Origin of the sequence: Enterobacter sp. EGD-HP1, assembly GCF_000733275.2 — a bacterium.
Taxonomy (GTDB): Bacteria; Pseudomonadota; Gammaproteobacteria; order Enterobacterales; family Enterobacteriaceae; genus Enterobacter.
Genome location: NZ_AVOP01000036.1, coordinates 13,332 through 28,292 on the forward strand (window position 1 = coordinate 13,332; position 14,961 = coordinate 28,292).

Here is a 14,961-nt window from a genome sequence, read left to right on the forward strand (position 1 = left end):
ATATGGCTAAATGATAAAAAAACGAACATAGAGGGTAAACAATGACCATTCACGATCCTCGCTACAGCGATGTGATAATCATTGGCGGTGGCGCAACCGGCGCCGGGATCGCACGCGATTGCGCCCTTCGCGGCTTAAGCGTCACGCTGCTGGAGCGTCACGATATCGCCACGGGCGCAACCGGGCGTAACCATGGCCTGCTGCACAGCGGCGCGCGGTATGCGGTTACCGACGGTGAATCCGCGCGCGAATGTATTGCTGAAAACCAGATCCTCAAGCGTATCGCCCGCCACTGCATTGAGCCGACCGACGGCCTCTTTATTACCCTTCCCGAAGATGACCTCGCCTTTCAGGAGACCTTTATTACCGCCTGCAATACAGCGGGCATTCAGGCTGAGGCCATGGACCCGGCGCTGGCACGGCGGCTGGAACCGTCGGTCAACCCGGCGCTGATCGGCGCGGTGAAGGTGCCTGACGGCACCGTTGATCCCTTCCGCCTGACCGCCGCCAATATGCTGGACGCCCGCGAACATGGCGCGCACATCCTGACCGGGCACGAAGTGACCGGGCTTATCCGCGAAGGTCACCGCATCTGCGGCGTGCGGATCGTTGATACACAATATAACGAACACAGCGAGCTGTATGCCGCCGTGGTGGTCAACGCGGCGGGGATCTGGGGGCAGCGCATCGCGGAATACGCGGACCTGTCGGTGCGCATGTTCCCGGCGAAAGGCTCGCTGCTGATCCTCGACCACCGCATCAATAACCACGTGATCAACCGCTGCCGCAAACCGTCTGATGCCGATATCCTCGTCCCGGGCGACACCATTTCGTTAATCGGTACCACCTCAACCCACGTCGACTACAGCGAGATTGACTATAACCGCGTAACCGCCGAAGAGGTGGACATCCTGCTGCGCGAAGGGGAAAAACTGGCCCCGGTGATGGCCCAGACGCGAATTCTGCGCGCCTACGCGGGCGTGCGTCCGCTGGTCGCCAGCGACAACGACCCGAGCGGGCGTAACGTCAGCCGGGGTATCGTGCTGCTCGATCACGCCGCGCGCGACGGCATGGACGGGTTTATCACCATCACCGGCGGCAAGCTGATGACCTACCGCCTGATGGCCGAGTGGGCGACCGATGCCGTCTGCCGCAAGCTGGGCAATACCGAACGGTGCGTGACGGCAGAGCAAGCCCTGCCCGGCTCGCGTCAGTCCACCGAAAAAACGCTGCAAAAAATTATCTCCCTGCCCGCGCCGCTGCGCGGGTCCGCTATTTACCGCCACGGCGACAGAACGCCGCAGTGGCTCGGTGAAGGACGCCTGAGCCGCAGCCTGGTATGCGAGTGCGAAGCCGTCACCGCCGGTGAGGTGCAGTACGCGGTGGAGAGCCTGACGGTCACAAGCCTGCTCGATCTTCGCCGCCGTACCCGCGTCGGAATGGGGACCTGTCAGGGCGAGCTGTGCGCCTGTCGTGCCGCCGGACTGCTGCAGCGTTTTCACACCACCACCGCCACCCAGTCGCTCGATCAGCTCAGCGCGTTTTTAAACGAGCGCTGGAAAGGCATTCAGCCTGTCGCCTGGGGCGATGCCCTGCGCGAAAGCGAATTTACCCGCTGGGTCTACCAGGGGCTTTGCGGTCTTGAGAAGGAGCAACGCGATGAAATTTGATACCGTCATCGTCGGCGGCGGGCTGGCAGGCCTGCTCTGCGGCATCAAGCTCACGAAGCAGGGGCTGCGCTGCGCCATTATCACACGGGGCCAGAGCGCCCTGCACTTCTCGTCGGGCTCGCTGGATCTGGTGGACGAAGCGTGCCGCGATACGCTGCCGCCGGAGCACCCGTATCACCTGATTGGCGCGCAGCACATTGACCGCTTTGCGCTGGAAACCGAAGCGCTGCTGGCGGACTGCGGCGCGCGTCTTAAGGGAAGCGCCCGGCTCAATCACCAGCGCGTCACGCCGCTCGGCACCCTGCGCTCTGCCTGGCTCAGCCCGGAAGAAGTGCCCGTAGCGCCCTTCAATGCCGCACGCGTGCGGGTCGTGGGCATTAGCGGCTTTCTGGATTTTCAGCCTCATCTCGCGGCGGCGTCACTCAGTCGCCAGGGCGTCAATGCCGAAACGGCAGAGATAGAGCTACCTGAACTGGATGTCCTGCGCGACAACCCGAGCGAGTTTCGCGCGGTGAATATCGCCCGTTTTCTGGATAACGAGGACAAATGGCCGCTGCTGTATGACGCGCTCAGGCCGCTCGGCGACGGCTGCGACGCCCTGCTGATGCCCGCCTGCTTTGGTTTACGCGATAACCGGCTCTGGCGCTGGCTCTCGGATCGGCTGCCCTGCTCGCTCGGCCTGCTGCCCACGCTGCCCCCTTCCGTACCCGGCATTCGCCTGCATACCCAGCTCCAGCGCCAGTTTGTCGCGCAGGGCGGCGTGTGGATGGCCGGTGATGAGGTGAAAAAAATCACCCTGACCGACGGCGCGGTGAGCGAAATCTGGACGCGTAACCACGACGATATTCCGCTTCGTGCCCGCTATACGGTGCTGGCAAGCGGCAGCTTCTTCAGCAACGGGCTGCTGAGCAGCCGGGAGGGCATCCGGGAAGCCATTATGGGGCTGGATGTTCGCCAGCGAGCCTCCCGCGCGGACTGGTATCAGAGTGATTTCTTCTCGCCGCAGCCCTGGCAGCAGTTCGGCGTGATTGTCGATAGCCAGCTGCATCCGCAACTTTCCGGTAAGCCCGTCAGTAATCTCTTTGCCATCGGCTCGCTGCTGGGCGGGTACGATCCCATTGCCCAGGGATGCGGTGGCGGGGTCTGCGCCGTCACGGCGCTGTATGTGGCAGAGCAGATTAGCCAGCGTACGGAGGCTGAACAATGAACGACACCCGTTTTGAAAGCTGCATTAAATGCACGGTGTGTACCACCGTCTGCCCGGTCAGCGGCGTGAACCCACGCTATCCCGGGCCAAAGCAGGCCGGACCGGACGGCGAGCGTCTGCGTCTGAAGGACGGCAAGCTGTACGACGAGGCGCTGAAATACTGCATTAACTGCAAACGCTGCGAAGTCGCCTGCCCGTCGGATGTTAAAATCGGCGATATTATCCAGCGCGCCCGGGCGCGCTACAGCACGCAAAAGCCGACGCTGCGGGACGCGATCCTGAGCCATACCGATCTGATGGGCAGCGTCTCGACGCCCTTTGCCCCGCTGGTGAATGCCGCGACCTCGCTCAAACCGGTGCGCCAGCTGCTGGATGCCACGCTGAAGATAGATCATCACCGCAGCCTGCCGAAATATTCTCACGGCACCTTCCGCCGCTGGTACAAATCCGTCGCGGCACAACAGGCGCAGTACGCCGACCAGGTGGCCTTTTTCCACGGCTGCTATGTGAACTACAACCACCCGCAGCTGGGTAAAGATCTGCTGAAGGTGCTGAACGCCATGGGAACGGGCGTTCAGCTACTGAACAAAGAGAAGTGCTGCGGCGTACCGCTGATTGCCAACGGGTTTACCGATAAAGCGCGCAGGCAGGCTCAAAGCAATGTCACCTCCCTGCGCGAAGCGATTGTCGATAAAGGGATTCCGGTGCTGGCGACCTCGTCCACCTGTACCTTCACCCTGCGCGACGAGTACCCGCATCTGCTGGACGTGGATAATACCGGCCTGCGCGAGCACATCGAGCTGGCGACACGCTTCCTGTGGCGCAAGCTGGATAGCGGGCAGACGCTGCCGCTGGGGACATTACCGCTGAAGGTGGTCTATCACACGCCGTGTCATATGGAGAAAATGGGCTGGTCGCTCTATACGCTTGAGCTGCTGCGGCTTATTCCAGGCCTGGAGCTGACGGTGCTGGATTCGCGCTGCTGCGGGATTGCGGGAACCTACGGCTTTAAGCGTGAAAACTACGAAACGTCACAGGCGATTGGCGCCCCGCTGTTCCGCCAGATTGAAGAGAGCGGCGCGGATATCGTGGTAACGGACTGCGAAACCTGCAAGTGGCAGATTGAGATGTCCACCAGCAAGCGCTGCGAGCATCCAATCACCCTGCTGGCGAAGGCGCTGGGCTGAACATGGCCGGGGCGAAAGGCCCCGGCACAGGTTTTACTCGATGAACAGCGACTCGACCACATGGATCCAGCCGTGCTCGCTGGCCACCTCTTTGCCATTCAGCCAGCGGCGCAGCATGTTCAACGCCATCATGGCGCAAACCTCCTGACGCACCGCCAGGCTGTGGCGGGTGATGCTCATTTTTACCCGCAGGGCCCAGGTGCCTTCCGGCGTCGCCAGCGCGAAGTTAAGGTATTCCTCGTCCAACCCGCCGACAAACAGCGCCAGACCGGCAAAATGCTTCACCCTTCTCTCGGAAGCCCAGCGGGCGGTTTGCGCCAGGGTCTCCTGCTGGAACGGCACCACTTCGCTGGCCAGCAGCGGCGCATTGACGCGCGACAGCTGCAGCGCCAGCAGGCCACCGGTGAACTGCTCGCTTAAGGTCACGCTCAGCTGACGCGACTGCAGATGCGTCGCAATCTGCGCCGGTAGCCCTTTCGTTCCTTCAAAGATCAGGCTTTCGCCCGCCACGCGCTGCACCTCGGGCCACAGAGCCAGCATCGCCTCTTTCTGCTCGGCCGGGCCTGTCAGCTTAAGCTCAATGATCGGCATGGAGGAGCGGTAGCCCATGGAGACGCCCGGCGGCAGCGGGAGAGGGTCAAGGCTCTGGGCCAGATCGCTTTCAGAGCGGCCAAAAGTGGTCAGACGCAGGCACAGCGGCGGTTCAGGCAGGGTAAAACGATCGCGAAGGCGCGGCAGGATCTGCTGCTCGACCATCACTTTAAATTCTGAGGGCACGCCCGGCGTAAAGAACATCAGGCAGCGGTTCAGCTGCATGGCAAACCCACACGCGGTACCCACCGGGTTATCGACCAGCTCGGCGCTGGCGGGAATTTCAGCCTGTTTGCGGTTGCTGGGGGCCATGATGCGGCCACGTTCGGAGAAAAAGCGCTCCATCTGCGAAAGCCACGCCTCGTGCAGCACCAGCCCTTCGCCTTTAGCGGTCGCGGCAGCCAGCGCGCTGAGATCGTCGCTGGTAGGGCCGAGCCCACCGTTCACAATCAGCACGTCGCAGTGTTCGCTGCGCTCGCGCAGAATAGCGACCAGCGACTCAAGATTGTCGCCCACCGTATTGCGGCGCGTTAACGGTAATCCTTGCTCAAAGAAAAGATCGGCAAGCCAGGCGGCATTGGTATCAATAATTTGTCCATGCAGCACTTCGTCGCCGGTGGATAACATCTCCACGTTAATCATTATGTTCTCCCGCTTATTTGGTCAAAACACTATAGCGCAAACGCGGGGTGGAGAAGAGAGAAACTGGCGCGGCAGGATGCCGCGCCGGAGTGGATTAGAAGCCTGCGCTGACGCCCACGTACGGGCCGTCGGCCAGCGCGTTGTCGCGGTTGCCGTCTTTACCGGCCAGGTTCAGATAGCGATAGCCCGCTTCGATGGTAATCGGACGCATGATGGTCCAGCGCGCGCCGGCGTTGGCCTCTTCATAGCTTTCGATACCGCTTGAGAGGGAGTCCGGCGAGTAGTAGTACTCACCAAACAGGCCGAAGCTGTCGCCAATTTTCCACTGCAGGCCGCCGCCCACTGCCGCCGCGTACCCTTCGTCACCGTCATTTGGGTTGGTATAGATACCTTTACCGCCGACGGTGGCCAGGAACGGGCCAAGAGGAATGTTGAGACCCAGGCCGAGGCTGGCCGCGTCGCCGTCGTCATCGTTATGCGTCCAGCCGCCGGTCATCGCCAGACCGGAAGTCTCGGTACCCATGCCAAAGCCCAGGTGGGTATAATCCTGACCCGCCGAGCCGTTAATGCTGATGGCGTTAGCCGCCGCAGATACAACCATCAGGCCGAAGCCCAGTAATGCCACTTTTTTCATTGTCGTGATCCCGCACAATTATTATAAAGAAGTCCCAAAACCGCGAGATTTTAACCGGAGTCTCCCGGGGATCAAGCACTCTGCGTGCGGCAGAACGGTAGATTGTAACTAATTGAAACGGCTACTATCCCTTCAGCGATGCGTTTACCCACTGCTGCAGCGCGCGGCGTGAGACTTTGATGCCGCCATTTTTGAGTTCGGTCGGCAACAGCAGCCAGCGGACGGGTTGCTCAAAACGCGCCACCTTATCCCTGACCCAGTCAGGCAAACAGGTGATATCTGTTCCCGGCTCGCACTCCACCACCGCCACCGGACGTTGCCCAAACTCGGCGTCGTCCAGCGGAACGATAAACACCTGGTTAATCTGCGGATGGCGGGCGATAACCCGCTCAAGGCTTTCCGGCTGGATCCCTTCTCCGCCGCTAAAGAAGAGGTTGTCCATGCGGCCCAGGATCGTCAGGCGGCCGTCATGCCATTCACCGCGATCGCGAGTGGCGAACCATCCCTGCGCGTTGGTCAGCGGAATCAGTTCACCGCCCCGCCAGTAGCCTGAGGCCATACTCTCTGCCCGGATCCAGACCTCACCGTTAACCACCTGCACCTCTCTGCCCGGCAGCGCATAGCCTACGTCCGGCTCGCCGTCCGCCGCTTTCGCGCAGACGGTAGAGGCAAACTCGGTCAGGCCGTAGCCGCAGAAGGTGTGAATCTCCTGCTCTCGCGCCTGCTGCGTCAATTCAACAGGGATGGCGGCCCCGCCCAGCAGCACCGCTTTCAGTGCGACAGGCTGGTGGGCATTAAGCAGGCGCCAGAGCTGGGTCGGCACCAGCGAGGCGTGCGTACAGCCGCGCAACGCCTGCGCCAGCGGCTGTTTCTCGCGCACGGTTAACCGCGCGCCGGCCTGCAGCCAGCGCCATAAAATCCCCTGCCCGGAAACGTGAAACAGCGGCAGCGAAAGCAGCCAGTCGTCGTCTTCACCGTAGGGCATCAGCGACAAAACGCCGCTCGCGCTGGCGAGATGGGCGGCGCAGGTATGCACCGCCGCTTTCGGCAGCCCGGTGGAGCCGGAGGTCAACGTCATGGACGCCAGCCGCGCAGGCTGCCACGCAACGCGATATTCACCCGCGCGCTCGCGCATGCTCAGGGCAGGAAGACCGTCGTAGCTGCCGTCCAGCGCCAGCGCAAAGCGCAGCGTCATCTGCGGGAGCAACACGTCCAGCAGCGGGCGCGGCAGCTGCGGGTTAACGGGAAGAATGCGCGCCCCGCACTGGAGCAGCGCCAGCCACGCCAGCAGGGTTTGCGGGTGATTATGGGCCAGCAGCAGCACGCCGTGGCCCTCCTCCACGCCCTGGAGGTGAAACTCTGCCGCAAGGCGGTCGACGCGTGTGCACAGCTGTTGCCAGCTCAGCACCTCGTCGTTCAGCCTGAGGGCCGGTTTATCAGCAAACTGCGCGCGCCAGTGCCGCCACGGCCAGTCGGTAAAACTCATCGCAGCGGCTCCAGCGCCGCGACGTAGAGGCACGGCAGCGCGCTGTCCGGCCACGTGCGGATAAGCTGAGCCTGCATCAGGTTCAGCGTGTCGAGACCAGGGATCGTGCCCGGCGTTAGCCAGGCGGCAATGCGCGCCAGCTGGGTCAGCCCAAGGCTGGACTCGATCGACGAGCTGATGACCGCCGTAAGTCCAAGCGCGTGCGCCGCCGCGACCTGCTCGCGCACCTTTGCCAGGCTGCCGGTCAGCGTCGGCTTAATCACCACCGCGCTGACGCCGGGCTCGGCGACAAATTCAAAATCGTCCTCGCGCAGGCTTTCATCCCAGGCGATGGCTATCCCCGTTTCGCGGGCAAACGCGCGCGAATCGTCGCGGGTTTTGCACGGCTCTTCGAGGAAGGCAATGCGGCTGCGGTACGCCGGGTTGACGTACTTTGCAAACTGCTGCGCCTTGAGCGGCGTCCAGGCGCGGTTAGCGTCAAGACGCAGATGAAGGTCGGGGATCGCCTCCAGCAGCAGGTTGGCGACCATGCCGTCGCGCACCGCTTCGTAGAGACCGACTTTAATTTTCGCCACCTTCTCGCCCGGCATGGCGGAGAGCAGCGCGAACAGCTCGTCAGGATCGCCCGTACAGAGCGGTGCCGCGCGGTAGTTAGCCTCTTCCGGCAGGCTACCGTCCAGCTCCGCCAGCGCGCAGCTGATTCCAAAAGCCGCGGAAGGCACGTCCGGCAACGCCGGATCCGCCCCCTCGCGCCACGCGTCCGCCCACGCCAGCAATGCTGACTGCGCGTCCTCCAGCGACTCCAGGCTAAAGCCCGGCAGAGGCGAAATCTCGCCCCAGCCTTCCCGCTCGCCCTGCTGCAGATGCACCAAGAAGCCGTCACGGGTTTTTAACCGCCGTTCACGCAGCACCACGCCCGCGTCCATCGGTATCTGCCAGCGGTAAACCTGCGCGCGACGCATTACGGGTTCCGTTTGTATTTGCTGAAGTCCGGCTGGCGTTTTTCGTTAAACGCGTTGCGCCCTTCCTGACCCTCTTCGGTCATGTAGAACAGCATGGTGGCGTTGCCCGCCAGCTCCTGCAGACCCGCCTGGCCGTCACAGTCGGCGTTGAGAGCGGCCTTCAGGCAGCGCAGCGCCATCGGGCTGTTTTGCAGCATTTCACGGCACCAGCGCACGGTCTCTTTTTCGAGATCGGCAATCGGTACCACGGTATTCACCAGGCCCATATCCAGCGCTTCCTGAGCGTTGTACTGACGGCACAGGAACCAGATTTCGCGGGCTTTTTTCTGCCCGACGATGCGCGCCATGTAGGAGGCACCCCAGCCGCCGTCGAAGGAGCCGACTTTCGGGCCAGTCTGGCCGAAGACGGCATTCTCTGCCGCAATGGTCAGATCGCACATCATGTGCAGCACGTGACCGCCGCCGATGGAGTAGCCTGCCACCATCGCCACCACCGGTTTTGGACAGGTGCGGATCTGACGCTGGAAATCGAGGACGTTCAGGTGGTGGGTACCCGCATCGTCCCGATATCCGCCGTAGTCGCCGCGCACTTTCTGATCGCCACCGGAGCAGAACGCTTTATCGCCTTCGCCGGTCAGGACAATCACGCCGATGTTGTCGTCGTAGCGCGCATCCGCCAGGGCCTGAATCATCTCTTTCACGGTCAGCGGACGGAAGGCGTTACGCACCTGCGGACGGTTGATGGTGATTTTGGCAATGCCGTCGGTGGATTTGTGGTAACGAATGTCGGTGTAGCCTTCGGAGCAGTCCTGCCATTCAACCGGGGCGTAAAGCATGTTTTCATCAGGATAGATCATAGAGTGTCCTTTATTCGATAACGCAGTATCTGAGCCAGACTCGCGATAACCGCATCGGGATTTTCCCGGTGGGCGTTGTGTCCGGCATTGGGAATGGCATGGCGAACGGCGTTCACTTCCGCGGCCAGGGCCGCGAACTTCTCATCACGTTCGCCATAGAGATAATCAAAAGAGAAATCGCGTGCGCTCAGCGCGGCGCGCAAATCGGGCTGCACGGCCAGCGAGGTCGCCTCAAGCATCGTCGCCAGCGTCGCGCCGCTGTTCTGGCTGCGAAGGGTAATCAGCGCGTCGCGCTGGGCGTTCGTGAGAGAGGTGAACACGGGCTGTTGGTACCAGTCAGCGAACACCTTCTCCAGCGGTTCAGTGCGAAAACGCGTTGCCCAGCGATGGTCAGATGCCCGCCGCGCATGTCGCGCCTCGGCATCCTGCAGGCCCGGATGTCCGCCTTCCACCACCACGCCCTGCAGGCCCTCTGGCTGCTGGCAGGCATGGAACATCGCAATGCGGCCGCCGAGGGAGTACCCGATGAGCCAGAATTTCAGTATGTTGTAACTAAGCAAGGTTCGGGTGAGCAGCGTGCTCATCTCCTCAAACCCCACCACGCCCAGATCCCGGGATCCACCGTGACCCGGCAGATCCAGATACAGCCGGGGGTAATCGCTGAGCCCTTCACCGACCCTCTGCCACTCGCGGCAGTCCCCGGAAAAGCCGTGCAAAAAGACCAGCCAGGGATAGCCTGGTTTTCCGGCTCTCTGCACGCCAGAGAGGATCACAGCTGGCTCACCTGCGCCAGCAGGCTTTGCAGGGCCTGCGCACCGTCAGCATCGTTCACCACCAGCTCAATCAGCGTCGCACCCGGCTGCTTCCAGGCGCTGCTTAACGCCGCGTCCAGCTGTTCCCAGCTTTCCGGGCGATGGTATTTCAGGCTAAACATCGCCGCGGCATGTTCAAACTGCACGTTCTGCGGCATCAGATAGAAGCGCTCGCGGTCGCTCTGCGGTGTTGGCAGCAGGGAGAAAATCTGCCCGCCGTTGTTGTTGACCACAATCAGCACGAACGGGGCTGACGCCTGACGCAGCAGCGCCAGCGCGTTGAGATCGTAGAGCGCGGAGAGATCCCCCACGATGGCCAGCGTCGATTTCGCGCTGGCGCGCTGCACGCCCGCCGCCGTGGAGATCAGCCCGTCGATGCCGCTGGCACCGCGGTTGCTGTACACCGGGTAGCCCGCGGGCAGCTTCGAAAAAGCGTCAATCAGCCGCACGACCAGGCTGTTGCCGACAAATAGCTGCCCCTGCTCAGGCAGGCACTGGCGAATACGGTGCGCCAGCCCGGCCTCGCTAAACGCTTCACAGTGCGCTTTGGTCAGCTCCCACGCCCGGCGCGAAAGGTCCGGGATGGCCACCGCCCAGGGCTTGCGTTTTTCAGCCGGATGCAGCGTCAGCCAGGCGTCGATGCTGCTGACCAGACGACGCCCGCGGTGGTGAGCCGGGTCAAGCCGTCCTTCCAGCGAATCCACCAGCCAGTACTCTTCCGGCTCGCAGGTAGCCTGCCACTGCAGTAAGCGTTTGCCGGTCAAACTCGAGCCAAGCTGGACCACAATCTGCGCCTGCGCCAGTTCGGTGACCGCTTTGGCATTACCCAGCCAGAGGTCGGCGCACGGCAGCGGCTGACCGGTCTGGGAAAGCACGTCGCCTATCAGCGGCCAGCCGAGGGTTTGCGCCCATTCGGCAACCAGCTTGCCTTCGGCAGCGCTCATGCGCCCGGCGATCACCACGCCGCGCTTCTGTCGCCAGAAGAACCAGTCGCGCTGCTTCGCGCTCTCAAGATGCGTCTGCTCGCGCAGCCACGGTTTTTCACTCTCCCACCAGTCGCCAAGGGACTGCTGCCAGTCAAGGCCCGTGTCGTCCAGCTCACCGTAGAGCGGCTCGGCAAACGGGCAGTTGATATGCAACGCCCCGGCGCGCAACGTCTCCATGGCATGATCGACGGTGGAGACAAGCCAGCTTGCCGGAATATCCTGGGTGGGACGCGGTAACGAAATCGTCTGCGAAGGATGAGAAGCAAAGAGCCCCGGCTGGCGAATGGCCTGATTAGCACCGCAGTCGATAAGCTCAGGGGGACGATCGGCCGTCAGTAAGATCAGTTTTTCACCGGTTAACCCGGCTTCAATCAGGGCCGGATAGAGGTTCGCCACGGCGGTACCGGAGGTGACGATCACCGCCACAGGTTCTTTGCTGACTTTCGCCAGCCCGAGCGCAAGATGGCCGAGACCGCGTTCATCAAAGTGGGTGTGGTGAATCAACGCCCGGTTTTCAGCGGCCGCCAGCGTCAGCGGCGTTGAGCGAGAACCCGGTGCAATACACACGTGCCTGACGCCATGGCGCGTCAGGGCTTCAAGGATCACCGCCGCCCAGCGTCGGTTAAAAGAACTTACTGACATGAGATTGTCCGGTATCAAGAATGCGACACAGTATAAATAATAGAAAAAATTGGAATTTTGATATGAATCGGGATTGCGCGATTCAGTATTAATCCCTTAGGAGCAGAGAACGCAATCCGGCAGCTTTGTTTTCGATCTCCTGCCACTCCTGCTCCGGGTCAGATCCGCTGACAATACCGGCGCCGGCGTAGAGCCGCAGAGAGTCCTCCAGAACGCGCGCGGAGCGCAACGCCACGCAGAACTCACTCTGTTCGGGGGATAAATACCCGGCCGAACCGGCGTACCACTCGCGGTTAAAGGGCTCAACCTTCTGGATAAACTCGCGGGCTGGCTGTCGGGGTAATCCGGCAACGGCCGCAGTCGGCTGCAGCATAAGCAGACACTGCTCATCATCGGCCTGTTTGAGCTCGGTCCAGATACAGCGGCGCAAATGCTGCACTTTACGCAGGCGCACCACCTGGGCGGGCAGTACCTCAAGCGTCTGCGTATGATGCTGAAGACGCTGGCAGATATCTTCCACGACCAGCATATTTTCGCGCTGGTTTTTATCATCGTTCAGCAGCCACTCGCCGAGACGCTGCGCCTGACGATCGTCGGTATGACTGGCGACGGTGCCCGCCAGCGCTTCCGTGCGCAGCAGCTTGCCGCGCCGCCGCCAGAGACGCTCGGGCGTAGAGCCAAGAAACGCATTGCTGGCGTCGAATACCATGCAGAAATGGTAGCAATGTAAATTGAGGGCGCGGCTGGCCGCCATCAGCGCGACGGGGTTAACGCGCTGCGTGAACTGCAGATCGGTTGCCCGGGCGAGAACCACTTTTTCAAAATCACCGCGCGCGATGGTCTCTGTCGCCGTGCGGATAAGCTTCAGCCACTCGGCCTGCTGCGGCTGATGGGTTTCGTGCTCAACATGAACGGACAGCGGACGGATAGACCTCGCAGGACGGAGCTGCTGTAAAAAATCCAGCGCGACGCGGGCATCCTCCACAAGCGAGCGGTCGCTCCACAGCTGCAGGCGCAGCGTGGCGTTGCCGGCGGTGCGTCGCCAGAGCAGTCTCGGTAAAAAGAGGCTGCCCTGTTCGGGATTAAAGGCGTTCAGGCCGCAGATACGGGTATCACTTGCTGCGTTTTGCTCGCGCAAAAACTGCGTGGCTAACGCCAGAGAGGAAAATTGGGTGACCGCCCCCAGCGCGGCCAGCTCTTCATCGCCGTTACGCTGCTGCCAGTAAAACTGCGGATAACACTGCTGCTCGCCCAGCCAGGCGAGGGGATCGAAGGCGTCGTTTAACGGGAAAGAGACATCGAAATGACGTATGCCGGGTGTGGCGGGTAACGCTTGCGAAAGCTGGGTACGCAGTTGCTCCAGCGCGAGGAAAATCGAATTCACGCGAACCTCTCCCTGTTAAAACGTCATATTATACGGGGTACTGGCCATAAATAGCAGTACCCACGTATAGGGAGTGGTTAAGCGGCTTAACGACGGGCTAACAGCAGCCCCAGCACCAGACCTACGGCAGCACCCACGCCAATGCCCTGCCACGGTTTTTCATGCACGTAATCATCGGCACGATACACCGCTTTTTTGGCACGGTAGTAGTAAGTATCTGACGCATGGCTGACGCGGTTTTTCACTTCATGCAGCGCCTGCTCGGCACGGGCTTTTAGCTCAATATATTTCTGATCGGCAGGGTCGCCCGAGGAACGTAACACCTCTTCCAGCGTTTCGCTCAGCAAGGCCAGGTCATCGTCGATACGGGTATCCCAGGATTGAAATGACATATTTTTCTCCATGTTAGTACACCAGTCCGCTAACTATAGCCAACGAGATGCCATTACGCCTGTTTCGTTTCCCGCGCCATGCCGATGTGGGGAATGCCATCTTCGTCATACACTTCCGTTACCGGCGTGAAGCCAAAGTGGGCATAGAACGACTGCAGGTGCGCCTGCGCGCCCAGGTATAACGCCTTGTCCGGCCACTGTTTCCGGCACGCCTCCAGCGTTTTTTCCATCAGCTGATAGCCCAGCTTTTCGCCGCGCGCCTTGCCGCTGATGATGACGCGACCAATGACGACAGGCTCAAAATCGTCCTCGCTTTTCAGAATCCTCGCATACGCCACCAGCTCGTTATCCCGCCAGCCGAGAATATGGCGGTTCTCGCCAACGAGGTCATCGCCGTCGATGTCCTGATACGGGCAGGTCTGTTCCACAACAAACACTTCGCAGCGCAGCTTCAGCAGGGCATAAAGTGAATGAACGGTGAGTTCGCTATTATGTAAATCTTGCCACTGGATCATGTCAGTCTCCTTCCTGGGGTTCATCACGTTATACTAAACCCCTCCCCGTTCGGCAAAGGGCTGATTGCGTTATGGAACTGATTTTTCTGGGTACGTCCGCTGGCGTGCCAACCCGCTCACGGAACGTGACGGCGATACTGCTGGATCTTAAGCACCCCACCCGCGGCGGGCTGTGGCTGTTTGACTGCGGTGAAGGGACGCAGCATCAGCTGTTACACACCGCTTATCACCCCGGCAAGCTGGATAAAATTTTTATCACCCATCTGCATGGCGACCATCTGTTTGGCCTTCCCGGCCTGCTGTGCAGCCGCTCGATGGCCGGTAACGCCAACCCGCTAACGATTTACGGGCCTGCGGGTATTCGTGAATTTGTTGAAGCTACGCTGCGCCTGAGCGGGTCGTGGACCGATTATCCGCTAGAGGTCGTTGAGATTACCGAAGGCCTGGTATTCGATGACGGGGATTATATCGTCACCGCCTCCCCGCTCAATCATCCTGTGGAGTGCTACGGCTATCGCATTGAGGCGCATGATAAACCCGGCGCGCTGGATGCCGCCGCGCTGATGGCCGACGGCGTAAAACCTGGGCCGCTGTTTCAGCGTCTGAAGCACGGAGAGAGCGTGACGCTGGAGGACGGGCGCGTTATTAACGGCCAGGATTATCTCGCCGCACCGCAGCCCGGCAAAAAACTGGCGATTTTTGGCGATACGGCTCCGTGCCCGGCGGCGCTCACGCTGGCCCAGGGCGTGGACGTGATGGTGCATGAAGCCACGCTCGAAACGGCGATGGAAGAGAAAGCCAACAGCCGGGGCCACAGCTCCACGCGTCAGGCGGCGCAGCTTGCCCGTGATGCGGGCGTCGGGAGACTGATCGTCACCCACGTCAGCTCGCGCTACGACGCGCGGGGATGCGCAAGCCTGCTGGCAGAGTGCCGCACGCTGTTCCCGGAATGTGAGCTGGCCGAAGATTTCGCTCAGGTCAGCGTTTAGTCCTT

At 61.4% G+C, this 14,961-nt stretch carries 14 protein-coding genes; 4 read left to right on the forward strand and 10 right to left on the reverse strand.

Translation table 11 applies throughout. The features are described from left to right. Positions 1 to 41 precede the first annotated feature (41 nt). Genes glpA through glpC form a run of 3 tightly spaced genes read left to right on the forward strand, consistent with a single transcriptional unit; the run spans position 42 to position 4,064 of the window. On the forward strand, positions 42 to 1,670 hold the full coding sequence (gene glpA, locus N037_RS21345; protein WP_032643395.1) for an anaerobic glycerol-3-phosphate dehydrogenase subunit A: 1,629 nt from the start codon (positions 42 to 44) through the stop codon (positions 1,668 to 1,670). After that, entirely contained in the window at positions 1,660 to 2,877 is a 1,218-nt protein-coding gene (glpB, locus tag N037_RS21350) for a glycerol-3-phosphate dehydrogenase subunit GlpB (protein WP_032643398.1), read from the forward strand. The genes glpA and glpB overlap by 11 nt, the downstream gene beginning before the upstream one ends. Continuing rightward, positions 2,874 to 4,064, forward strand: coding sequence for an anaerobic glycerol-3-phosphate dehydrogenase subunit GlpC (glpC, locus tag N037_RS21355; RefSeq protein WP_032643401.1), 1,191 nt, complete (start codon positions 2,874 to 2,876; stop codon positions 4,062 to 4,064). Before glpB ends, glpC begins: the two co-directional genes overlap by 4 nt. Positions 4,065 to 4,097: 33 nt before the next feature. Here glpC and N037_RS21360 read toward each other — a convergent pair whose 3' ends face one another. From N037_RS21360 to N037_RS21405, 10 genes are all read right to left on the reverse strand, one after another. Next, positions 4,098 to 5,297 (reverse strand): nicotinamide mononucleotide deamidase-related protein YfaY, encoded by a 1,200-nt coding sequence (locus N037_RS21360; protein ID WP_032643403.1) that lies wholly within the window; start codon positions 5,295 to 5,297, stop codon positions 4,098 to 4,100. A gap of 94 nt (positions 5,298 to 5,391) precedes the next feature. Then, on the reverse strand, positions 5,392 to 5,931 hold the full coding sequence (locus tag N037_RS21365) for a YfaZ family outer membrane protein (RefSeq protein ID WP_028016260.1): 540 nt from the start codon (positions 5,929 to 5,931) through the stop codon (positions 5,392 to 5,394). Between the two features lie 124 nt (positions 5,932 to 6,055). Continuing rightward, complete coding sequence (gene menE, locus N037_RS21370; RefSeq protein ID WP_032643407.1) at positions 6,056 to 7,417, reverse strand: o-succinylbenzoate--CoA ligase; 1,362 nt, start codon at positions 7,415 to 7,417, stop codon at positions 6,056 to 6,058. Further along, complete coding sequence (menC, locus tag N037_RS21375; RefSeq protein ID WP_032643409.1) at positions 7,414 to 8,379, reverse strand: o-succinylbenzoate synthase; 966 nt, start codon at positions 8,377 to 8,379, stop codon at positions 7,414 to 7,416. The genes menE and menC overlap by 4 nt, the downstream gene beginning before the upstream one ends. Beyond that, the gene (gene menB / locus N037_RS21380) at positions 8,379 to 9,236 is read right to left on the reverse strand and encodes a 1,4-dihydroxy-2-naphthoyl-CoA synthase (RefSeq protein WP_032643410.1); all 858 of its coding nucleotides are present in this window, start codon (positions 9,234 to 9,236) and stop codon (positions 8,379 to 8,381) included. The genes menC and menB overlap by 1 nt, the downstream gene beginning before the upstream one ends. After that, positions 9,233 to 10,009: a 2-succinyl-6-hydroxy-2,4-cyclohexadiene-1-carboxylate synthase gene (gene menH / locus N037_RS21385; RefSeq protein ID WP_032643411.1), complete on the reverse strand. Its 777-nt coding sequence runs from the start codon at positions 10,007 to 10,009 to the stop codon at positions 9,233 to 9,235. The genes menB and menH overlap by 4 nt, the downstream gene beginning before the upstream one ends. Continuing rightward, positions 10,006 to 11,676, reverse strand: coding sequence for a 2-succinyl-5-enolpyruvyl-6-hydroxy-3-cyclohexene-1-carboxylic-acid synthase (gene menD, locus N037_RS21390; protein WP_032643412.1), 1,671 nt, complete (start codon positions 11,674 to 11,676; stop codon positions 10,006 to 10,008). The genes menH and menD overlap by 4 nt, the downstream gene beginning before the upstream one ends. Before the next feature lie 88 nt (positions 11,677 to 11,764). Further along, complete coding sequence (menF, locus tag N037_RS21395; protein WP_032643414.1) at positions 11,765 to 13,060, reverse strand: isochorismate synthase MenF; 1,296 nt, start codon at positions 13,058 to 13,060, stop codon at positions 11,765 to 11,767. Positions 13,061 to 13,146: 86 nt separating this feature from the next. Continuing rightward, on the reverse strand, positions 13,147 to 13,452 hold the full coding sequence (gene elaB / locus N037_RS21400) for a stress response protein ElaB (protein WP_008500219.1): 306 nt from the start codon (positions 13,450 to 13,452) through the stop codon (positions 13,147 to 13,149). A 53-nt stretch (positions 13,453 to 13,505) separates the two neighbouring features. After that, positions 13,506 to 13,967 carry a GNAT family N-acetyltransferase gene (locus N037_RS21405; RefSeq protein ID WP_032643416.1) on the reverse strand — a complete coding sequence of 154 codons (462 nt, stop codon included), beginning with the start codon at positions 13,965 to 13,967 and terminating at the stop codon, positions 13,506 to 13,508. A gap of 71 nt (positions 13,968 to 14,038) precedes the next feature. Here N037_RS21405 and rbn point away from each other — a divergent pair, with 71 nt between their 5' ends. After that, on the forward strand, positions 14,039 to 14,956 hold the full coding sequence (gene rbn, locus N037_RS21410; RefSeq protein WP_023336401.1) for a ribonuclease BN: 918 nt from the start codon (positions 14,039 to 14,041) through the stop codon (positions 14,954 to 14,956). Positions 14,957 to 14,961 lie beyond the last annotated feature (5 nt).